The organism is Candidatus Nanoarchaeia archaeon, from assembly GCA_035290625.1.
Classification (GTDB): Archaea; Nanobdellota; Nanobdellia; order Woesearchaeales; family DATDTY01; genus DATDTY01.
Window position 1 is genome coordinate 14,829 of record DATDTY010000028.1, and the last position, 19,666, is coordinate 34,494.

The following is a 19,666-nucleotide window of genomic DNA, read 5'->3' on the forward strand; positions in this document are numbered from 1 at the left end:
GCCCTAGTGGAAAACTCAGCGCCACTACAATCAAGCGCCACGACGCTCCCTAAGAGCATCCTCCATGATGTGCTGCTGTACCTTCCATCTGAGATTGTCAATCGCGCCCTCAACAAGGTTAGAGTAAACATGGTATCCAACAGCAATATCCTTATACGAATGCCGTATCTTATGCTCATTCAAGCCAAAATGGAGCTTATACCAGTCCTTGTGCTGCTGCAAAGCTCTGACCCCATTCAATGCCTGCTCAAGCTGTTGTTCTGTAAAATGAATCCTTCCATCAAACATGATTCCATTCTCCTTGAGGCTAGCCTGGACACGGAGCGTTCCTTTATTGATAGAGGATCGCGGAACATTATAAGAGGCAGCGAGCTCTGCATAGGTATGCTGTTTTCCGTCAACATACCCGTACTTATGAAAAAACATTTCAAGATAAGGCTGTGTGTTTTGATTTGCCTCCAAGATATGAGAAAGTTCATTTTTCATATGGAGTCTATACTGAATGTCAAGAGGACGATAATTAGCTTTCGCGCTTATCAGCCTAGAAATCGTTGTTTCAATTTGCCGGATTCTCTCCCTTGTTACTCCAAACTCATCACCAACCTCCTGCAAAGTGTGGCTGATGCCATCTTGAAGACCATAACGCATGCTAAAGACTGCTTTATCCCGCTCTGAGACCTGGCGTTTGTGTGTGAAGCGAAGATTGCCCAAAAGAGTTTCCAGCCTCTGCCTTTCTTCAGCATCTATGGCTGCTGCAGCAGGCGACGGAAGTTTTGTATCAGCGATAATTTCGTGGAAGGTATCATGCTCACCCTCCTTCAACAAATCATCCAAATGCATCGGCTCTTCATGAAAATTAAAATCAGGGCCAGAAGGAGTCCAGGTCATGTATTTGATATCACTCTTAATCTGGGAGAGCTTATATTGCGGCAATCCAGAGATGATCTGTTCTATGCTTGGCTCCACTCCACTCTCGTCTATAAACTTTAACACCCATTTTGCAATAGCATGCTGCCGCTCATAGACATGGACAGGAATCCGAATCGTAAACGCTTGATTGACGATTGCTCTCATAATCGTCTGGTTGATCCACCATGTGGCGTAGGTGCTGAACTTCAATGGTGCTCCTGTCTCAGGATGGCGCTTCTCGGGGCTGTAATTGAATGCAGCGCGCTGCAACCCGAAGATTCCTTCCTGAAAAAGATCCATCGGCTCAAGGCTAGGGCAGTTTTTATAATTGGCAAGCACCTTCCCGTAAACAAGCCTAACATTAGCCTCTATGAGATCATCGATAGCTACTTCATCTCCCTCTCTCACTTGTTTCAGCAAAGCCTGTTCTTCCTCTCGGGTGAGCAGCGGCACTTGGCAAAGATAGGTAAGAAAACGCTTCTCATGGCTTGGGCCATCTTCAGGAAAGAAAAGCTTCCGCTCTTTCCTTGCCATTTCAGACCGGAGATCTCTTCTTGGCTTTATGCCTCCATTCTTAATCCTATCGGCAACTTTCTGTACGTCTCGAGGCGATAACCAGTAGGAATCTGAATTCGTTTCAGGCCTTATGGCAGCAAGCTCTCCTGCGAGAATCGCATCGTTGAGTTGTTCATAAGAAAGCCTATTCTTCTCCATTGCCTGAGGAATGGTGATATGCGTGCGATTCATCTTTGAAGAAGGCGCAAGCCGCTCTGAAGCATAGATAGGCTCATAGCCATACATGCGGAGAAGGGTAGCAACTGACTCTTCAGGAATCCCGGCTATTTCTGCAAGGTTATGAACCGGCAGATCCCTGTTGATTCGGATCAAATCCGCTGTGCTCAAGGCAATGCTTTCTGCCATTCGCAGGAAGAGAACCTCTGTCTTATAAAAAGATTTCCGCAACCTATAAATAGCCATTTCCCCTCAACCAGCATATGAAGAATCCAGAGATCGCATCCATCTTTTATAAGATGGCTGACTACCTTGAAATAAAAGAAGAGCAGTTCAAGCCTCAGGCATATCGAAAGGCAGCAATGACGATTGAAGAATTAGATGAGGATATTGCTGAACTAGCAAAGCAGGGAAAGCTTCAGGAGCTTCCGGGGATTGGAGAGTCGCTTGCAAAGAAGATTGTTGAATATATCGAAACAGGAAAGATCCAGGCATTTGAAAGATTACGAAAGGAGCTGCCAATCGATATTGAGGCCCTAGAGAAGATAGAGGGCATTGGACCAAAGAAAATCGCTTTTTTGTACAAGAAGTTCAGGGTGAGGAATCCAGAAGATTTGCAGAGGATCATTAAGAGGGGAAAGTTGAAAGGAGTAAAGGGATTTGGAGAGAAGAGCGAGCAGAGATTTCTTCAGGGAATCCAGTTCAGCCAGAAAAGCAAAGGAAGGGTTTTGCTCGGGGTTGCACTGCCTGAGGCTGAGGCCATTCAGGAGGTTCTGCGAAAACAGAGAGAAGTAAAGAAGGTTGAGATTGCAGGGTCTTTAGGGAGGAAGAAAGAGACCATCGGAGATATTGACATTCTTATCCAAAGCTCTGATGTGGAGAAGACCTTTGATTTTATTTCTCAGCTCGAATCTGTCAGAAGGGTTTTGGTGAAAGGGGAGACAAAAATATCCGTCATCCTGAAATCTGGAATACAGGTTGATGTGAGGAATGTTCCTGCTGCTTCATGGGGCTCTGGTCTGCAGTATTTCTATGGGTCAAAGGAGCACAGCATCCACCTCAGGCAGATTGCAATCAAGAAAGGGTATAAATTATCTGAGTACGGGCTGTTTAAGGGAAAGAAGATGATAGCCGGAAAGGACGAGAAAGGGATTTACAAGAGATTGGGCGTTGCATGGATGCCTCCTGAGCTGAGGGAGGATAGGGGGGAGATCGAAGCAGGGCAGAAGAGAAGCCTTCCTGATCTCGTTTCATTGCAGGACGTTCATGGAGACTTTCAGATGCATACAACATATAGTGATGGTGCTGATTCTGTTAAGCAGATGGCTGAAGCGTGCAATCGGTTGGGATACCACTTTATGGCAATTTCAGATCATATGGGACTGAAGATTGCAAAAGCAATGGACAAAAAGGCACTGTTGAAGCAGCATGAGGAGATCAGGCAAGCGCAGAAGAGATCATCAATTAACATATTCAGGGCGGCTGAGGTAGATATTAATGATAAAGGAAAGCTGAATATTGATAAGAGCCTGTTGGAGCATCTTGATATTGTGGTTGGATCTGTGCATATGGGACTGCAGCAGCCAAAGGAAAAGATTACCCAAAGGTACCTTTCTGCGATAGAGTCTGGAAACATGCATATCCTGGCGCATCCTACAGGAAGGCTGCTGCTTGAGCGAAAGGGAGCTGATGCTGACTGGAGCGAGGTGTTTAAGGCTGCGAAGAAGAATCATGTGGCTTTGGAGATCAATGGCCAGCCGAAGAGGCTTGACCTAAATGACACCATGATCCAGGAAGCAAGGAAATATGGATGTGTCTTTTCGACGAACTCAGACAGCCATTCGGCGTTGCAGCTTCCTAACATGAGATATGCTGTGTTTACTGCAAGAAGAGGCTGGCTTGAGAAGGAGGATATTGTCAACTGCTGGAGCTTGAAGAAGGTTGAGAGGTGGATAAAGAGAAAAGAATGACGGCGTTAATACGAAATAACTTTTATTCTGTTGATTCTTTTAAAATGAGCAGCATTCTTCGTGATAATTGAGGATATGTTGGAAACAAGGATTTTGACAGCGATAAAACAATTAAGAGAGAGGAAGTGTGATATATCCGAGAGATCCTGCTTCTTTTGTTAAATCCTAGCTAAGAAATCTCTTCTTCACAACATCGGCAAGTTCATCCATTCTTTGCACATAGGTTAGCTCGTATAATTGCTCCTTAATCTCCTCGGGCAGTTTTCCGGAGAACGTATTTTCAAAAATAATAAGGGGGATCTTCTTGTCCAAGAACTTTGCATGGTATTTCATCATGCAGATTTCCACCAGGGATCCCGGAGAAAGCCCAATGCAGATGCAGAGGTCTCCAAAGGAAGCAATCTCTCCGTCTGCCTCATACCAGGTCTTAACATCTACAGTTTCGTCCAGGATGCCGATGAATTCCCTGATATGCTCAACGCCGAATTTCTTGTCCAATAAAGGCACAATTCCTGTCACCTTATGGCCGCCTGCTTCTTTGTAAGCTTTTGCAATCTCGAAAGGGATGCCTTCATCCGGCACAATGATGAGCTCTGCAGCCAAGGATGCTGCGTACGTCCCTAATTGGCTGATTAATGCGTTGAGGTCCTCCTGGCTTATCTTGCTGTTCTTAAGGATGGTGTCTTTGCTTGAAGAGCCGATGATGGATAGTTTCATTAGAGGGCAGAAGGTTGTGGTGGCTTAAGTGACTTTGTAATTACTTTATGATAGTAATTAATCGAAACATTTATAAGGTCTCTAAGATCTTTTTTTTGTATGGAGGAAGTACTTTCAATTGTATTAGCTGGGGGCAGGGGAGAGCGGCTAGCCCCGTTCACAGATGAGATTCCCAAGCCGCTGGTTCCTTATATAGGGAGCATTCCGCTCATAAACTTTCCATTAAGCAACCTCGTCAATTCAAATTTTAGGAGGATTCATGTGTACACACAACACAAGAGTAATGCATTAAACGAGTTTGTGTCTAAAAACTGGAGGCCGCTGGTTGGATCTATTGATGAGTTTATTGACCATCGAAATGCCCAGATTGAGGGAGGAGGGTATGCAGGAACGGCGCATGCAGTACTCGAAAATCTAGGTGAGATTAATCACCTTCGCCCATCGTATGTTATTGTTGCGAGCGCTGACCACATCTATAAGATGGATTTCAATCAAATGCTGAATGAGCATACGAAGCAAAACGCTGATGTTAGTATCGCTGCTCTACCCGTTCTGAAGAAAGATGCTGCCCGCTTGGGGGTCATGGAAACCAAGAAAGGCGGGAGAATAACAGGATTTCATGAGAAAGTGGAAGATCCACCGGAAATGCCGGATTTTCCTGGGTACTGTCTGGCAAATATGGGCATCTATATTTTTAAGACGTCGGCATTATCGTATATTGGTGAAGAGGATATAGATTTTGGAAAGAATGTGTTTCCGAGAATAGTAAACGACCGCCACTTGCATGCGTATACCTATACGACAAACAGGATTCCAACAGAGACCGGTGAAGAAGAAAAGTTAAACTGGATCGATGTTGGGACGGTACGCGCATTATTTGATGCGTCAATGGATCAGGTGAAGGCATTACCCAAATCAATTGATTTATATAATAAAAAATGGAGGATATGGAATTTCCTTAATGGGCATACCCTGCCTGCAAAGATTTATGGGATTACTTCCAACGGCCGCTATTTGGCATCTCCGGGGTGTATTGTTGAGAAGTGCTCACTTGAGAATGTAATTTTAGGCCCGGGATCAGTAGCTGAAGACAGCACCCTTACAGACGTGATTACCCATAATGATGTAGTTATTCAGCCGGGAGCTTGCATAAAGGGAACCATCATTGACAGCGGAGCGCAGGTTGAGCAGGGCGTTCAGATAGGATTTGATGATGAGGCAGATATGCGAAGGGGATTTCTTCCAAAGAATGCCGCAGGAAAGCCCTACACTGAAGGGGTTCGTGTGATTCCAAGGAGAATGGCTGCGACAAAGGACGGTCTTGTTCAGATACGTTAATATTTATATACTCATTCTGGGTCAAGCCTCCTATGATCATCACCATCTCAGGCATGCCAGGAAGCGGAAAATCAACAGTCGCCGGGCTGGTTGCAAAAAAATTAGGGATCAAGCATTATTCTATTGGAGATCTCATGGGTGAGATTGCTGTTGAGAAAGGCATTTCTTTGCTGGAATTGAGCAGGATTGCTGAGAAGAGCAGGGAGATTGATGAGCTTTTGGACAAGAAGCAGAGCAATCTTGGAAATGCTCAGGATAATTTTGTCATTGACTCCCGATTAGGCTGGCATTTTATTCCAGGATCAGTTAAGATATTTCTTGATGTTGACCTTGATACCGGAGCAAAACGAGTGTATCAGACGAAAAGGAAGGATGAGGCAGAGAATATCTCTTTGAAGAAAACCAAGGAGAATATTCTGAAGAGGATCGCCTCTGAGAAAAGGAGATATAAGAGATACTACCAGCTCGATTATTTTAAAAGGGCAAATTATGATTATGTTGTGGATACTTCACACATTTCTGCCGGGAAGGCTGCCGAAGACATCATTACCTTCATCAAAAGGTTTAAATAAGCGCCTTCTTCCCTTTTGAGTATGGTGTCTACCAAGAAAGGGGACTTTATCGAGGTTGAGTACACCGGAAGGGCTGGCGGAAGCGTCTTCGACACTACGCATGCCTCTGTTGCAAAGGACTCAGGATTGCAGCATTCTCATTTTGAATTTAAGCCGCAGGTGATCTGCCTGGGAGAGAAGCATATGCTGCCTGGCCTTGAGGCAGAGCTTGCCGGAAAAGAGGTAGGAAAAGTCTACACGATTACTCTCCCGCCAGAAAGGGCATTTGGAAAGAAGAATCCCAAGCTGCTCAGAATGGTTCCAACGTCTTCATTCTCCAAGGAAAAGATTATGCCTGTTCCGGGGCTTACAGTAAATATTGATGGCATTGGCGGTATTATAAGGACAGTAACAGGAGGCAGGGTGATTGTTGACTTCAACCATCCCTTGGCAGGAAAAGAAGTAGTGTATGATATCAGAATCAACAGGATCGTTGATGATGAAAAGCTGAAGGTTGAATCCTTGATGAAAGCATTGCTTGGGATAAAGCCCAAGATAGAGCTGAACGAGCAGAAGGCAATAGTTACAGTCCCAGCCGAAATCCCAAAAGAGATAGCAGAGGACATTTCCAAGAAGGTTGCAGGCCTCACAAAGATAAAAGAGGTTGGGTTCGTTGTGGAGAAGGAAAAGGTTCAGACAGTGAAAGTTTAGTATTGGCCAATGAAAACATTTAAATAAGACCTGAGCATGCCGGAGTTCTATGGATGAGGGGGAAAAGCCAACAGTTGAAGAGTACTTTGATTCAGGGGGAGCCGCTCCTCGTGAACCAGTACCTGCGCCAAAGCAGTATCAGAAGCCAGGGGTAAAGATTGACGCAAGCTCAGTAAAGCGGATTTCAAAGACGAATGAGATGGATGCTGAGCTTGAAAAGATCCTTCAGCAGCATCGTGCAACGATAAAAGTTGTTGGCTGCGGCGGAAGCGGAAACAATACGATCAACAGGATCACTGAAGTAGGAGTGGCTGGCGCTGAGACTGTGGCAGTGAATACAGACGCCCAGGATCTGCTCTATACGTCAGCTGACAAGAAAGTCCTCATCGGGAAGGAGATCACGCGCGGCCTCGGAGCTGGCTCTGATCCAAAAATAGGCGAAGAGGCTGCCCGGGAGACAGAAGCTGAACTGAAAAAGCTGCTGCACGGCAGCGATATGATCTTCCTCACCTGCGGCCTTGGCGGAGGAACCGGAACCGGAAGTATACCGGTAATTGCAGAGATTGCCAAGAAGGTCGGTGCACTGACCATAGCAATCGTCACCCTGCCCTTTTCCATGGAAGGCCATAGGAGATATGAAAATGCCATGATTGGCCTGGAGAAGCTGGAGCAGAGCGTGGATACGCTGATTGTGATTCCAAACGACAAGCTGCTTGAGCTTGCTCCGGATCTGCCCCTGCATACAGCATTCAAAGTTGCTGATGAGATCCTCACAAACGCGGTCAAGGGGATCGCTGAGATGGTGACCAAAGCTGGATTGGTGAACCTTGACTTTGCTGATATCCGGGCAGTGATGGGAAAAGGAGGCATTGCCATGATTGGAGTGGGAGAGTCTGACACTGAAAACCGGGCAGTGGAAGCTGTTGAGAAGGCAATTGCCAACCCTCTTCTGGATGTGGATATCGCAGGGGCAAACGGCGCCCTGATTAATGTTGCTGGCGGCCCTGATATGACCCTGAATGAGGCAAGGAAGGTGGTAGAGACAGTCTCAAGCAGCTTGGACCCTGATGCCAAGATTATCTGGGGTGCACAGATTTACGATGACCTCGAGAAGACAATCCGGGCAATGCTGATCGTGACCGGAGTGAAATCAACGCAGATTCTTGGAAACAAGCCTAAGCTCAAGCCGGAAAGCGTCAATGACGAGCTTGGGATTGAGTTTGTGGATTAAAGAGTGTGTATTGCCACAGAATGAGGAGGTTATTGAATGTTTCTTAGGGTTCATTGAATGCTTCTTATAAAATCTTCTCTTGTCATCCCTGCTTGTTTGATGATGCTAAGTAACGTCCCCTTTTTGATTTCCCTTCTTCTGGGAACAACGACCAGGAGGGTTTTCCCTTGCTCCAGTTTATGGAACGACATGTGAGAGCCTTTCTGCCGGACCATTGAGAATCCTCCTTTTTGAAGGACTTTTATTACTTCATCGCTAGAAACAACAGGCAGTTTCATCTTAAATTGTAATCTCTACAGGAACGCTTGCGGTAACAATTTTTGGAACAATCTTGCCTTGCTTGAAATCTTTTTTTGAGATGCCCAATTGCTCAAGAACTTCATCCATAATTCCAAGCTCTTCTGCGCTTTCAATGTAGAGCTCTACAGCTTCTTTGATATTAGCAATGCTTTCTTCAAAGGTTTCTCCCTGGCTTGCCACATTCAATTCAGGGCATACTACTGAATAGCCAGTATCCTCCTGCTTTACGAGAACCGTTACTGTTATTTGTTTTGCCATCGCAGGTTATAAAGCCGGAGAAGTTTAAATAGTTAACTGAAAGGGGTTGAGTGCCTGTGATGCGGGCTTGGGATTGAGTTTGTGGATTGAAGAAATCAAGAGACTTTATGCTTTAACGCTTCCTCATAAAGAGCGCCAAATCTTTCTCTGTTGTGGATGATAGATCCTAAGGCAGTATCTTCCAAGAGTGAGTTGACCTCTACCCCTGATCTCAGGAAGTCGCTCAGTTCTGCTGTCTTGACCATGATAGGCTTCTTCTTTCCAGAATCCTCTTGGTATCTTTTTTCAAGCTCAGCAGCATTAATCTCTGCAACGAGGAGCCCACCTGCATCAGCACTCCCCGGCATTAATGCAAGGCCAATATCTTGATATCCCTTCATCTGGGCTTCATCAAGCATTAGCGTGGTTGCTGCATCATACCTAATAGCTCTCCGGAACATCTCTGTCTCAAGACTTATTTCGTCAATCGCCTTGCCTTCTTTTTTAACTTGATGCGCTTCTATGCCCTGATTTGCAATAGATATTGCTCCTGCTTGCTGCTGACCGGTTTTCTTTTCTACAAGGAGGGCATAGGTTTGGTCAAAGTCCTTGTTTCCATCATAGCCAACAACCAGTGCAAACGTTGAGACATGCATGTAAGCCCCCTGGCTTAGCTTTGGAGAATATTTGAGTGCAAAAGTGTTGGGCATATGCATATCATATCTATCGAAGGCATCAAGGGGGTCCCCACGAGGATAAAGATTTCTTTGAGCCCATTTATCATCCATGATAGTTATGCCCGGTGCTAATATCAAACCTATTCCAAGTCGAGATGCGTTCCCAGGATCAAAGGTATGAAAAGAGACAAGGCCTATTTTAGGATCGTTTGTTTTATATCCAAATTCTCTTTGCAGAACTTCTCTCTGCTGCTTGACGCTTTCAATAACCCTTATGGGTTCTGGTGCTTTAAAAGTAGTGATCGTTGTAGCTGCTCTATTCGCGGAAATCAACATCTGCTGGAATTTTGCCATGTTGGGGGGAAGCACGGTTTATTTATTAAGCTACCGATGAAATCTGTTTTCTGTCTCCAAAACCTTTAAAAACCCCTGTCTAATCCTGCTGAGAATGGAAGGGTTTGCAGAGCCTACGAAGTGGCAGAGGTTCAAGGGGTTTGTGCTTGAATGCAGGAGAGTATTCCGGATTACAAAGAAGCCGTCAGGGTTTGAATTCAAGACTATAGTGAAGGTGTCTGCATTGGGGATGGTCATCATTGGATTGGTTGGATTTTTGGTCCATCTGATTGACGCGCTATTATTTGGATGAAGATTCTATGGAAAAGGATCAAGTTGAAGTGGACGAGAAAGGAGCCAGTGAGAAAGCTGGGCTGGGCTCTCAGCTCTATGCGCTCCGGACTACAGCAAACCGGGAATCACAGGTCATGGACTTTGTGAGCTCGAATGCGCGGAAGAGGAAGCTTGGAGTCTATGCAGTTGTGCAGCCGCACGGCATGAGAGGGTACATCTTTGTTGAGGCTGCTTCCAGAAGTGATGCTGAGCAGGCTGCGTTTAATGTCCCTTATGCAAGGGGGGTATTGCCAAACAGTATCGACTTCAATGAGGTTGGCCATATGCTTGAGCAGGTCAAGAAGGAAGTGAATATCGAGAAGAATGATATCGTCGAGATCATCTCGGGGCCATTCAAGCGAGAGAAGGCAAAGATAAAAAGGATTGACAAGATCAAGGAAGACGTGGTGGTTGAATTGCTCGGAGCTGCGGTGCCAATTCCAATGACGATGAAGATGGACGCAGTCAAGGTTATTAGGAGAGATACCAAAGACGAGAGCTCCAGGATTCCTGAAGATGAGGATACTGAGATATAAGTGAGATTCAAATGGCAACACAATCAGTTCAGGCGCTTGTACCGGGCGGTAAAGCAACAGCGGCCCCTCCTCTCGGGCCTCAGCTCGGGCCTCTTGGAGTAAACATAGGCCAGGTGGTTTCTGAAATAAACAGGAAGACTGCAGATTTCAAAGGGATGCAGGTCCCAATCAAAGTTATAGTGGATTCAGGCACAAAGGAATTTGAGGTAACAGTTGGAACCCCTCCTTCATCTGCATTGATTTTTAAGGAAGCTGGTGTTGAAAAGGGAGCCAAGAACCCCTTAACAGACAAGGTTGCTGATTTGAGGATTGAGCAGATCATCAAGATAGCCAAGATGAAGCAAGACAGCCTCCTTGGCAAGACATTGAAGGAGAATGTGAAGGAGATTATTGGCAGCTGCAATTCAATGGGAATCCTTGTCCAGGGTGTTGACGCAAAGCAGGCAATCCGGCTGGTAAATGAAGGAAAGTTTAATGAGGAGATCAGGACTGAGAAGACTGAACTCACAGCCCAGGAACTCAAACATCTTGAAGAAGAGCGAAAGCGGCTGGCTGAAGAGATCGAGAAGCGCAGAGAGGAGTTTGTTGCCAAGGGTAAGCTCATTATCTCAGAGATGCAGGGGAAAGTGCGTTCAGAGATCAAGAACCGCATGCTTGCGGAAGGCATACCTGTTGCGATTGTTACTGAATTGCTTCCTGTTGAGGTTGCAGCAGCTGAAGGGGCAAAAGCAGAAGGAGCCAAGGAAGGCGAGAAGAAAGAGGCTGGGGCAAAGAAGGAGGCTGCTCCAAAGAAAGAAGCTGCCCCTGAAAAGCAGAAGCAGGAAAAGAAAGGTAAGAGGTAGGATCAGTAGTATCTACTCTAGTGCTATCCTCTGCATTCGTTCATAGGGAAGGCTCATTGTGTCAAGAAGATTGAGGATTCTCTGTTTCTCCTCTCCCATGCCCTTCCAATCCACGAGAATCACATCAATCCCTTCTGTTGTTTTTTCTATCGCCTGGCTGAGCAACGCCTTGCTGACATAAGGAAGGCTGTATTTCGGGCAGATATGGCCGATGGCTAAGCCGGAGTTTTTCTGTATTTTGTTTGCAGCATCATTGTAATGAAGCCCTCCGAGGAGCAATGCCGGCTTGTATTTCTTTGCCGGATTTTTTAATGTGTTCAGGATGGATTCTGCAATCTGCGCTCCATATTCCTTGTTGCTCCATTCCCTTTCTGTTGACCCTATTTCAACAAAAATGCTCGGAATCTCTGTATAAGGGCCATGGTGCGTAGGCTCCAGAGTTACCGGAAGCCCAGCAGTTTTTGACATCCCGATAAAGAGTGATTTGAGAGAGAATGCGCTGGTTGGGCAAAGTTTCCCCTCCTGCCCCCCAAACTCTGCTTTTCCCCAGTTTCCAGGAGCATGGATTGTGAAGTTTGGAGTGTTTTCCTTGCTGCGGTGCTTGGAGAGGAAGATCAGGAGATCTGCCTTTGGAAATACTGCCATAGAGAGCAGCTCATCCTCGACTGTGTAAAGCCTGAGCATGTGGGGTGAAAGGCGGTATTGATAGACAAGACATCCTTGAAACCTCTCCCTTGTTTCTTCAAAGAAGGCAAAGCCATGATTCATATTCACGCTTGCTGGATCTTTCAGTGAGCAGATCAAAGCAATATCCATAGAAGTAGAAGCGCCATGTAGTGATTATAAGCTTTGCTCCTCAGGATTCCTGGATAACCAGCCTCAATTCTAATTACTTTCAATATAGTTAAACAAAGATTTCAGGCTATTTGATAAAAAATAAGTATAAAAGTACTATTATTGATAAGTAAATTCACTCAGAAATAGATAAGTATATAAACTTCATTAGGCTAAAGTTGGCTATGGCAACGATCCTCAGACGAAGGCTATATAAAAGGGGCTCAAGCTACGAGACGACAGTCCCTTCACCCTTGCTGTTTGCGCTTGACAAATCAAAGAGGTACTTTGTTGTCTTTTCATACGATCCTGAAGCAAATAAGTGGTATATCAAATTTGAGGCTTCTGGAGAGCCTTTGAAAGCTCCAGATAAATAAAGCCGGCAGAAGAGACTGCAATAATTGAGCCGAATTCTATGAGTGTCAAAGGCGCTGTCTTGAATATAGGATTTAAGCTGGGGATAAATACAATTGCGGCAGCGAAAAGGAAGGAGGAAACAACTGCAAGATTCAAATAGCGGTTTTTGAAGATTCCAACCTTGAAGACAGGATAGCGGAGAGACCTGCAGGAGAAGGCTTGGTAGAGTTCAAAGAACGTGATCACAAGGAACACTGCAGTCTGGGCCTTGACAAGGCTTTGGCCTGTATTGATGAAATATAGGAATGTAGAGAGAGCCACAAGAGTCATAAGACAGGGGTAGTAGATGAGATAAGCATTCATCCTGCCATAGATCTTCTCCGCGGAGCTTACAGGTCTGCGCTTCATCGCCCTTGGCTCAAAAGGGTCTGCGCTCAAGGCAGTAGCAGGGAGCCCGTCAGTCACGAGATTGATGACAAGAAGCTGGATGGCGGCAAGCGGCAGAGGCAGCCCTGAGATGATGGCAAAGAATATGATAAGGACTTCTGCGATATTCCCTGAAAGGAGGAATGCGATGAACTTTCTGAGGTTATCATACACTCCTCTTCCCTCCTCAATGGCATGCACAATCGATGCGAAATTGTCATCGGTAAGGATCATATGCGATGCCTCCTTTGCAACATCTGTCCCTGTGACACCCATCGCGATTCCAATATCCGAACGCTTGAGGCTGGGAGCATCATTGACGCCGTCTCCAGTCATTGCCACAACTTCTCCCTTTGATTTAAAGGCCTCCACAATCTTCATTTTGTCAGTAGGATTGACGCGTGCATAGACCCCGATACGCTCTACCTGGTCTTCCAGTTCCTTCTGGCTTATCTTTGCAAGCTCTGCTCCTTCCATGGCATTTCCTTCGATTGCAAGGTCTTTTGCAATTGCCTGGGCTGTGGCCAGATGGTCTCCAGTTATCATCACGACTTTAATTCCCGCTTCCTTGCACCTCTGGATAGAGCCCTTAACCTCTTCCCTTGCAGGGTCAATCATCGCCTGAAGGCCGATGAAAACCAGCCCATTTTCCTCAAGAACCCGTGCGTGCTTGAAGGCAAAGCCAAGAACCCGTAATGCCTCAGAAGCAAATCTCTGGTTGATTGCCAGTATCTCCTTCCTTTTTTGAAGTGTAAGCTTGCTGATCCTTCCAGACTCGTAGATGTGGTTGCAGTACCCAAGGATGATATCAGGAGCTCCTTTTGTAAAGACATAGGTCTTTGCTCCAAGCCTATGCTGCGTGCTCATTCTCTTGCGCTCACTGGTGAATCCGATCTCGCCTAAGCGGGGTGAAGATTTCTCCAGGCTCTCTTTCAGAAGGCCTGCTTTTGCAGCAGAAACGAGCAGAGCCCCTTCTGTCGGATCCCCCAGCAGCTGGCCATCAATAAATCTTGCATCATTACAGAGGCTGCCGATCTTCAGGAGGAACTCAATGTCTTTTTTCCTGGCTTTCTTTCCATGCGAAAGGAATTCTCCTTCAATCGCATACCCGCTCCCTGTGACATCGATCTCATGCCCGTTGGTGTATATCTTCTTTACAGTCATCTCATTCTTTGTGAGGGTTCCGGTCTTATCAGAGCAGATGACCGTGGTCGACCCCAGCGTCTCCACACTTGGGAGCTTTCTGATAAGTACGTTTTTGGCAGCCATCCTTCTCACGCCCAAAGCCAGCCCGATGGTAACCACAACAGGCAATCCTTCAGGTATGGCTGCAACTGCCAGGCTGACTGCTATGAGAAAGAGGTCCCGGGCTGAATGAAGAAAACCTAAAAAATCTTTTGCGAAAAGAAGCCTGAGAATCTCCGGAGACTTGATGACCCCTGAAATAAACACAATGATGCAGACAGCGACGGTAATTGAGCCTAAGAGGGTTGCCAATTTCTTAAGCCTGACCTGGAGCGGAGTGGGTTCCGGCCTTTGCTGCTGGATAAGGGCCGCTATCTTTCCGATCTCGGTCTGCATTCCTGTTTGCGTCACGACTGCATTCCCATGTCCTGCAACAACAATAGTTGAGGAAAAAAGCATGTTGGTCCTGTCTGACGCACGCGCCTCAGCTGCAATCTCCCTGGCGTCTTTCAGGAGCGGCAATGACTCTCCTGTCAGCGAAGCTTCCTGGGTTTGAAGGTTAAAAGCCTCAAGTATCCTGCCATCTGCCGGCACCTTCTGTCCTGTTTCTACACGGATAACATCGCCAGGAACAAGCTGGCTTGCAGGAATTTCTGCCTCCTTGCCGTCTCTAAATACGATTGCTTTGAGAGAGGTAAGCTTCCTGAGCGCCTCAATTGTCTTTTCAGCGCGGTATTCCTGAAAGAAGCCGAGCATCCCGTTGAGGATGATAATGGCAAGGATAACAAATGCATCGAGAATCTCACCAAGGAGGAAAGAGATTGCTGTTGCTGCGATCAGAAGCCCAATCACAAAGCTCCTGAACTGGCCAAGAAAGATGGCGAGCGGCCTGACACTTTTTTTTTCCTTGATTTCATTGGGCCCAAACTGGACAAGCCGGCGCGCTGCCTCAGCCTGAGACAAGCCATGAGAAGATGTGCGGAGCTTTTCCAGAACCAGCTTGGCTGGAAGGCTATGGTGATCCATAAGGCCTATGGCTTAAGTTGGATTTTATAAGGATTGCGAAAAAAAGAAAATAAAAAGCTACTTCTTTGGCCTTCCTCTCCTCTTCGGTGCCGCTGAAGGAGTCATCGCAAGGCTGCTCATCCGGGGCTTGCAGCAGCTTGACGATTCATGCGCAAGGAGAACAATGCCCAGCACAAGAAAACCCCAGCTTGCCCACTTAAGCGGCACTGCGATATCCCAGATAGCTAATACAAGAATAAGCACACCAACAATAGTTGTACAATACCCTTTCATCATACCACCTCGTTTGTTAATAAAAGACCGTGCGGCTTTTTGAGGAGGATAGGTATATAAATGTTGTTATTTGGATTTAGGGTATTTTGGAGGCACAAGAGAGGGGTTGGGTTTCCATCGCTCCCTTCTTCTTTTCATCTCGACGCCCTGTAATGCTTTATACGCCTCGGCATTTCTCAAATCGATCAGCTGCTGGGTGGTGCGCGCAATTTCATCCAAATTTGAGAGGCTCTTTAGGCCTTTTAATTCACGCAGTTCGTCGTGAAGCAAAGATGCCTGATGCACCAGAGTAAGTGTCTGGCTGAGCTCAGCCTGGATTTCAGCTGGCCTGATTTTTCCGATAACCGCATTCTTCAAATCATCTAGGCGGGTGGGATCTATATCCTCGATGCCCTGCTCAGCAGCCAAGCTCCTGAGGGCGTAGAGGGTGCATCCAGGATTTTCCTTAAAGGCCTCATCAATGATTTGTTCAACGCCCTTATAGTTTGTTGTTATCTGATGATCGATATCGCCTAGCATACCGAATTTGATATGCAAGAGTGTAGGAACAAGGAGCGCCATCGAATCAATTGCAGGAAATTCAAAGATGATCTGATCAAGGCTGAGGTTCCTTTTTATTGCCTTGGATTCTATAATCTCCGGCGTCTTATGGATATCCCCCTTATAAACAACCTTATGGAGGGAAAAGTCCAGGGTTGTGGATCCGTGAGTAAGGGGTTTCCGGGTAACATAAAGCCCATCAGCCGTTTCATTACTTTCCTTGCGCAGCCGCAATGGACCAAGCTCACGTGCCCTCGCCTTGCCCCTCTGATAAAGAGAAGGGTACAACAAGGGCAGATACGTATTGAGGTGCTTGAAAAGCTCAATAAGATCATCCGTCTTCTCAGGATTCCTGACACCATGCTCAGGCTCAACAGAAAATACCTTGTAGTCATAAGTGGACTGATACCCTAACAGGATACCAAGAGGGATTCTAAATCGCCTGCGCAGCTTTTGTGTGTCGGCAAATGCGGCCTGGATAGGGTCATGATAATCGGGATGCTCTGCAGAATAGACATTGTTCCAAAGGGAGCAGAGGGTGGAAAGCGTGGCATCAAGAGGATTGACTCGATTAAATCTGTCAAGTGCTTCTGAAGTAGTTCGATACGCACGGGCATTCTCGATCTCATCTCCAAAATAGGGAAAGCCAGATTCGTCAAATCCCAAGAAAGGCTTCCTGCCGACATCAAGCAGGTAATCTCCGTTGCCTCTGAGTGCTTTGCTAAAGCTGAGCACAGAAGCCTGTGTTTCTCCAGGGCAGAGCTGATAGAGCGTCGGCCCAAAATCAGAGGTCTTGTCAAAATAGTGGCGAAAGTAGGAGCGAAAACCAGGAAAATGGAATATCTTGGTAAGCGATTGCTGTTGCTTGGAATTCAGCGGGCTGTTCCCTCCATTGGCTATTGAAAAGATCTGCTCCTCATTGTCCATATACAGGATGCTCAGCAGCAATGATGCTGGCATATATGAAGGAAAAATATCAACATTCATGGCAGACAGGCAAGACGTGTAGATTTATAAATGTTTCTGATTTTATCACTTGATAGTTATAAAATAAAGGAGGGAGGTATGCGGAGAATAAAGAAAGGCATAAATAAACCAGTCCGAACTCTTTCTTGTATGAAGTTGATGATATTTGACCTGTCAGGAGTCTTATTTTCAAATGAGGAGAATGAGTTCTTTCCGCAGTTCTGCAAAAAATATGGATTGAAGCTGGATGAGGTTGTTCCGTATTATAACAAGCTGATAGAGATGGCTGAGAGAAATGAGGTGACGCTTGAGTATGTCTGGGCAAAGGTGTTCCGGAGGTTTAACCTCAACCTTGACGCACAGGCTACAACAAAGGAAGTCGTGCGGTTAAAACAGGCTAACAAGCCCATGCTTGAGGTTGTCAGGGAGCTTCGGAAAAAGGTCAAGACTGCCTATCTCACGAATTATGCAAAGGAGTACTGGGAATTGATTAGCAAAGTTTTTCCTTTCCAGGATTATTTTGATGGAGGTGTTGTTTCCTACCAGGTTGGATCAAGGAAGCCTGAGAAGGGATGCTTTGAAGCAGTCTTGAAGAAGTTTGGAGTCGGAGTGTCTGAATGCCTGTACATAGATGACAGCCAGAAAAATGTCAAAGCAGCGACAGCCTTTGGAATCAAGGGGTTGGTATTCCGAAGCAAAGATGAATTTTTGAGGGAGATTTCTGGGTTGCTATGAGGCTCGACCGCAAGAAGATTTCTAGCTTAAAGAAAGAATATTCGAAGAAGAAAGATGCTATAGAGCAGCGGCTGGCTGAATTCTCACGGATTCCTCCTGAGGAGTATTTCTATGAAGGCTGCTTTTGCCTGCTGACTCCCCAGACAAGCGGAAAGAGGAGCTGGGAGGCTGTTATGGAGATGAAGAAGGCTGATTTTTGGAATTCAGGCATTGATCCAAAACAATTTTTAGGGAGGATTCGGTTTCACCATACCAAGGCAAAAAGGCTTCTGGAGTTCAGGGAAATGTTTCCTGCAGTGCTTAAGGAATTGACTTCAAGGAAGAGCCCAAAAGAGATTGCTTCTTATATTATCCATGATGTAAAAGGCATGGGCTTGAAGGAAGCCAGCCACTATCTGAGGAACATAGGCCATAGGAATCTCGCAATACTCGATCGCCATATTTTAAAAAATCTGCAGGAGTATGGGGCATTGAAGGCGCTTCCAAGAACACTCACAAAGAAAAGATATTCCCTCATTGAGAAGAGATTCAGGCAATTTTCAGAAGAGATAAGAATTCCGATAGACCATTTGGATTTGCTTTTCTGGAGCAATGAGACGGGGGAGATATTCAAGTAGCTATTCGAGCTACTACTTCCTTAAGATCTCCTTCTTGAAAATCTCTGTGAAGGTTATCAGGAAAGCCAGGATAACAGGCCCAAGAACAACTCCGATAAAGCCAAAGACTCCAAGCCCACCCATAACTCCCAGCAGGACAATCACAGGATGCACATTTGCCCTGTCGCCGATAAGCTTCGGCCTCAGGATATTGTCAATCATGCTTATAACCAGGGCTCCATAGAGGAGCAGTACAATCCCTGATATGATGACCCCGGTGTTGCCCTGAGAAAACCCTGTGGCAAGGAGATAGATGCCTGCCGGGCCCCAGATAAGAGAAGCTCCAACAAAGGGGATCAGCGCAAAGAAGGCAGCAAGAAATCCCCAAAGCAGAGGGGAGTGTATGCCGAAGAACCAGAATCCAAGAGAGGTAGCTAAGCCCTGAAGGCCAGCAGTCATGAGGTTTCCATAGACAATTGCATACGTGAGGTCATTAAACTGGGCAAAAATTCTTCGCCGGTCAGCAGCCGATAGGGGGAGGAGCGGCTCAAGGGACTTGGTAAATGCCTGGCCATCCCTGTAAATAAAGAACATTGCAAAAAAGACAATAAAGATATTCAGGGCAAACCTTGCAATATGGAAAGCCGCTTCTTTGACATCTTGGGCGACTGGAGGGATCGCCTTGAGGGCAAATTCAAAATAGCCCCGGTATTTCTCATTTGTGATAAAGGCCGCGATATCCTGGGAGGTGGCACAAAAAAGGCTTGTTTGGTCTGCGCAGCCCAAGGTCGGCTGGAGAGTATTCAGCCAGCCAGTGGATCCAATGAAAGATATGATTTCCTTTCCCAGTGTATTAGCAACAAAGATAAGCAAGAGTAAAGAAACAACAATAATTGAAAAAGTGACAATCAGTGCGCTCAGATTCCTCCTTCCTGTTCTCTGGTATAATGCTCTGTAGACTGGAAAAAAGAGATAGCTGAGGACCAGCGATGTGAGGAGTGCATTGATAAACGGCCTCAGTATGAAGAAGGAAAGGATAGCTATGGCTACAAAGAGCGTAATGAAAAGGAACTTGATGAATGTTACTGGCTTGATTTCAAGCTCCCTTGGGATGGACTTCCTCATGGAGAGAGAATTGAAAATTGGCGTATATAAAGGTATTGATGGCGCGGGCTCTGTCCCGAAAGTCTGAAAAGCCAGCCAAATAGATTATGGCAGGCTAGTCTGCCATAGACTTCTGTTCGTATGGTTCTGGCTTTTCTGGAGCTTACGCTACTCCCGTAGCACCTTTTTATACTGCTGTTGCCCGAT

The 19,666-nt window shown here is 46.0% G+C and carries 20 protein-coding genes and 1 pseudogene; 11 read left to right on the forward strand and 10 right to left on the reverse strand.

Annotated elements, in window-relative coordinates; all coding sequences use genetic code 11:
- Positions 1-30: 30 nt before the first annotated feature.
- Positions 31-1,830 (reverse strand): sigma-70 family RNA polymerase sigma factor, encoded by a 1,800-nt coding sequence (locus VJB08_02225; GenBank protein ID HLD42784.1) that lies wholly within the window; start codon positions 1,828-1,830, stop codon positions 31-33.
- A 74-nt stretch (positions 1,831-1,904) separates the two neighbouring features.
- Between VJB08_02225 and polX the strand changes: the two genes are divergently transcribed.
- Complete coding sequence (polX, locus tag VJB08_02230) at positions 1,905-3,611, forward strand: DNA polymerase/3'-5' exonuclease PolX (protein HLD42785.1); 1,707 nt, start codon at positions 1,905-1,907, stop codon at positions 3,609-3,611.
- Between the two features lie 165 nt (positions 3,612-3,776).
- Here the strand turns inward: polX and VJB08_02235 are convergent, their stop codons facing one another.
- Entirely contained in the window at positions 3,777-4,328 is a 552-nt protein-coding gene (locus tag VJB08_02235) for a hypothetical protein (GenBank protein ID HLD42786.1), read from the reverse strand.
- A 99-nt stretch (positions 4,329-4,427) separates the two neighbouring features.
- On the opposite strand from VJB08_02235, the gene VJB08_02240 reads away from it, so the two are divergent.
- The 4 genes from VJB08_02240 (at position 4,428) to ftsZ (ending at position 8,159) form a co-directional block, all read left to right on the forward strand.
- The gene (locus VJB08_02240; protein HLD42787.1) at positions 4,428-5,666 is read left to right on the forward strand and encodes a sugar phosphate nucleotidyltransferase; all 1,239 of its coding nucleotides are present in this window, start codon (positions 4,428-4,430) and stop codon (positions 5,664-5,666) included.
- Between the two features lie 32 nt (positions 5,667-5,698).
- A complete protein-coding gene (locus VJB08_02245; GenBank protein HLD42788.1) occupies positions 5,699-6,238 on the forward strand; it encodes a cytidylate kinase family protein in 540 nt (179 codons plus the stop codon).
- A 21-nt stretch (positions 6,239-6,259) separates the two neighbouring features.
- Positions 6,260-6,928, forward strand: a complete 669-nt coding sequence (locus VJB08_02250; protein ID HLD42789.1) for an FKBP-type peptidyl-prolyl cis-trans isomerase — start codon at positions 6,260-6,262, stop codon at positions 6,926-6,928.
- A 199-nt stretch (positions 6,929-7,127) separates the two neighbouring features.
- Positions 7,128-8,159 carry a cell division protein FtsZ gene (gene ftsZ / locus VJB08_02255; GenBank protein ID HLD42790.1) on the forward strand — a complete coding sequence of 344 codons (1,032 nt, stop codon included), beginning with the start codon at positions 7,128-7,130 and terminating at the stop codon, positions 8,157-8,159.
- A 50-nt stretch (positions 8,160-8,209) separates the two neighbouring features.
- Here ftsZ and VJB08_02260 read toward each other — a convergent pair whose 3' ends face one another.
- The 3 genes from VJB08_02260 to VJB08_02270 form a co-directional block, all read right to left on the reverse strand.
- Positions 8,210-8,437: a type II toxin-antitoxin system HicA family toxin gene (locus VJB08_02260; GenBank protein HLD42791.1), complete on the reverse strand. Its 228-nt coding sequence runs from the start codon at positions 8,435-8,437 to the stop codon at positions 8,210-8,212.
- Between the two features lies 1 nt (position 8,438).
- Complete coding sequence (locus VJB08_02265) at positions 8,439-8,717, reverse strand: type II toxin-antitoxin system HicB family antitoxin (GenBank protein ID HLD42792.1); 279 nt, start codon at positions 8,715-8,717, stop codon at positions 8,439-8,441.
- A gap of 95 nt (positions 8,718-8,812) precedes the next feature.
- The gene (locus VJB08_02270) at positions 8,813-9,727 is read right to left on the reverse strand and encodes a hypothetical protein (GenBank protein HLD42793.1); all 915 of its coding nucleotides are present in this window, start codon (positions 9,725-9,727) and stop codon (positions 8,813-8,815) included.
- 94 nt (positions 9,728-9,821) lie between these two features.
- On the opposite strand from VJB08_02270, the gene VJB08_02275 reads away from it, so the two are divergent.
- The 3 genes and pseudogenes from VJB08_02275 to VJB08_02285 all read left to right on the forward strand — a co-directional run bounded on the left by VJB08_02275 (position 9,822) and on the right by VJB08_02285 (position 11,069).
- Complete coding sequence (locus VJB08_02275; protein ID HLD42794.1) at positions 9,822-10,019, forward strand: protein translocase SEC61 complex subunit gamma; 198 nt, start codon at positions 9,822-9,824, stop codon at positions 10,017-10,019.
- A 7-nt stretch (positions 10,020-10,026) separates the two neighbouring features.
- Positions 10,027-10,575: a transcription elongation factor Spt5 gene (locus VJB08_02280; protein HLD42795.1), complete on the forward strand. Its 549-nt coding sequence runs from the start codon at positions 10,027-10,029 to the stop codon at positions 10,573-10,575.
- An 11-nt stretch (positions 10,576-10,586) separates the two neighbouring features.
- Positions 10,587-11,069, forward strand: a pseudogene (locus VJB08_02285) (50S ribosomal protein L11).
- 360 nt (positions 11,070-11,429) lie between these two features.
- Here the strand turns inward: VJB08_02285 and VJB08_02290 are convergent.
- Positions 11,430-12,233 (reverse strand): D-aminoacyl-tRNA deacylase, encoded by an 804-nt coding sequence (locus tag VJB08_02290; protein ID HLD42796.1) that lies wholly within the window; start codon positions 12,231-12,233, stop codon positions 11,430-11,432.
- 203 nt (positions 12,234-12,436) lie between these two features.
- Between VJB08_02290 and VJB08_02295 the strand changes: the two genes are divergently transcribed.
- Positions 12,437-12,628: a hypothetical protein gene (locus tag VJB08_02295; protein ID HLD42797.1), complete on the forward strand. Its 192-nt coding sequence runs from the start codon at positions 12,437-12,439 to the stop codon at positions 12,626-12,628.
- On the opposite strand, the gene VJB08_02300 is transcribed toward VJB08_02295, so the two are convergent.
- The 3 genes from VJB08_02300 to VJB08_02310 all read right to left on the reverse strand — a co-directional run bounded on the left by VJB08_02300 (position 12,582) and on the right by VJB08_02310 (position 17,045).
- Positions 12,582-15,245, reverse strand: a complete 2,664-nt coding sequence (locus tag VJB08_02300; protein HLD42798.1) for a calcium-translocating P-type ATPase, PMCA-type — start codon at positions 15,243-15,245, stop codon at positions 12,582-12,584. The two genes, VJB08_02295 and VJB08_02300, sit on opposite strands and share 47 nt — an antisense overlap.
- A gap of 57 nt (positions 15,246-15,302) precedes the next feature.
- Complete coding sequence (locus VJB08_02305) at positions 15,303-15,518, reverse strand: hypothetical protein (GenBank protein HLD42799.1); 216 nt, start codon at positions 15,516-15,518, stop codon at positions 15,303-15,305.
- A gap of 66 nt (positions 15,519-15,584) precedes the next feature.
- Positions 15,585-17,045, reverse strand: a complete 1,461-nt coding sequence (locus VJB08_02310) for a hypothetical protein (GenBank protein ID HLD42800.1) — start codon at positions 17,043-17,045, stop codon at positions 15,585-15,587.
- A gap of 129 nt (positions 17,046-17,174) precedes the next feature.
- Between VJB08_02310 and VJB08_02315 the strand changes: the two genes are divergently transcribed.
- Together VJB08_02315 and VJB08_02320 are read left to right on the forward strand one after the other, a co-directional pair.
- The gene (locus tag VJB08_02315; GenBank protein HLD42801.1) at positions 17,175-17,759 is read left to right on the forward strand and encodes an HAD family phosphatase; all 585 of its coding nucleotides are present in this window, start codon (positions 17,175-17,177) and stop codon (positions 17,757-17,759) included.
- Positions 17,756-18,376, forward strand: coding sequence for a DNA lyase (locus tag VJB08_02320; protein ID HLD42802.1), 621 nt, complete (start codon positions 17,756-17,758; stop codon positions 18,374-18,376). Before VJB08_02315 ends, VJB08_02320 begins: the two co-directional genes overlap by 4 nt.
- Positions 18,377-18,388: 12 nt before the next feature.
- Here the strand turns inward: VJB08_02320 and VJB08_02325 are convergent, their stop codons facing one another.
- Positions 18,389-19,480, reverse strand: coding sequence for an AI-2E family transporter (locus VJB08_02325; GenBank protein HLD42803.1), 1,092 nt, complete (start codon positions 19,478-19,480; stop codon positions 18,389-18,391).
- Positions 19,481-19,666 lie beyond the last annotated feature (186 nt).

What these genes read in the sequence shown, in the direction of transcription:
- VJB08_02225 (HLD42784.1), bottom strand. Translation starts at nt 1,830, where the DNA reads ATGGCAGAAAGCATTGCCTTGAGCACAGCGGATTTGATCCGAATCAAC.
- polX (HLD42785.1), top strand. Translation starts at nt 1,905, where the DNA reads ATGAAGAATCCAGAGATCGCATCCATCTTTTATAAGATGGCTGACTAC.
- VJB08_02235 (HLD42786.1), bottom strand. Translation starts at nt 4,328, where the DNA reads ATGAAACTATCCATCATCGGCTCTTCAAGCAAAGACACCATCCTTAAG.
- VJB08_02240 (HLD42787.1), top strand. Translation starts at nt 4,428, where the DNA reads ATGGAGGAAGTACTTTCAATTGTATTAGCTGGGGGCAGGGGAGAGCGG.
- VJB08_02245 (HLD42788.1), top strand. Translation starts at nt 5,699, where the DNA reads ATGATCATCACCATCTCAGGCATGCCAGGAAGCGGAAAATCAACAGTC.
- VJB08_02250 (HLD42789.1), top strand. Translation starts at nt 6,260, where the DNA reads ATGGTGTCTACCAAGAAAGGGGACTTTATCGAGGTTGAGTACACCGGA.
- ftsZ (HLD42790.1), top strand. Translation starts at nt 7,128, where the DNA reads ATGGATGCTGAGCTTGAAAAGATCCTTCAGCAGCATCGTGCAACGATA.
- VJB08_02260 (HLD42791.1), bottom strand. Translation starts at nt 8,437, where the DNA reads ATGAAACTGCCTGTTGTTTCTAGCGATGAAGTAATAAAAGTCCTTCAA.
- VJB08_02265 (HLD42792.1), bottom strand. Translation starts at nt 8,717, where the DNA reads ATGGCAAAACAAATAACAGTAACGGTTCTCGTAAAGCAGGAGGATACT.
- VJB08_02270 (HLD42793.1), bottom strand. Translation starts at nt 9,727, where the DNA reads ATGGCAAAATTCCAGCAGATGTTGATTTCCGCGAATAGAGCAGCTACA.
- VJB08_02275 (HLD42794.1), top strand. Translation starts at nt 9,822, where the DNA reads ATGGAAGGGTTTGCAGAGCCTACGAAGTGGCAGAGGTTCAAGGGGTTT.
- VJB08_02280 (HLD42795.1), top strand. Translation starts at nt 10,027, where the DNA reads ATGGAAAAGGATCAAGTTGAAGTGGACGAGAAAGGAGCCAGTGAGAAA.
- VJB08_02290 (HLD42796.1), bottom strand. Translation starts at nt 12,233, where the DNA reads ATGGATATTGCTTTGATCTGCTCACTGAAAGATCCAGCAAGCGTGAAT.
- VJB08_02295 (HLD42797.1), top strand. Translation starts at nt 12,437, where the DNA reads ATGGCAACGATCCTCAGACGAAGGCTATATAAAAGGGGCTCAAGCTAC.
- VJB08_02300 (HLD42798.1), bottom strand. Translation starts at nt 15,245, where the DNA reads ATGGATCACCATAGCCTTCCAGCCAAGCTGGTTCTGGAAAAGCTCCGC.
- VJB08_02305 (HLD42799.1), bottom strand. Translation starts at nt 15,518, where the DNA reads ATGAAAGGGTATTGTACAACTATTGTTGGTGTGCTTATTCTTGTATTA.
- VJB08_02310 (HLD42800.1), bottom strand. Translation starts at nt 17,045, where the DNA reads ATGAATGTTGATATTTTTCCTTCATATATGCCAGCATCATTGCTGCTG.
- VJB08_02315 (HLD42801.1), top strand. Translation starts at nt 17,175, where the DNA reads ATGAAGTTGATGATATTTGACCTGTCAGGAGTCTTATTTTCAAATGAG.
- VJB08_02320 (HLD42802.1), top strand. Translation starts at nt 17,756, where the DNA reads ATGAGGCTCGACCGCAAGAAGATTTCTAGCTTAAAGAAAGAATATTCG.
- VJB08_02325 (HLD42803.1), bottom strand. Translation starts at nt 19,480, where the DNA reads ATGAGGAAGTCCATCCCAAGGGAGCTTGAAATCAAGCCAGTAACATTC.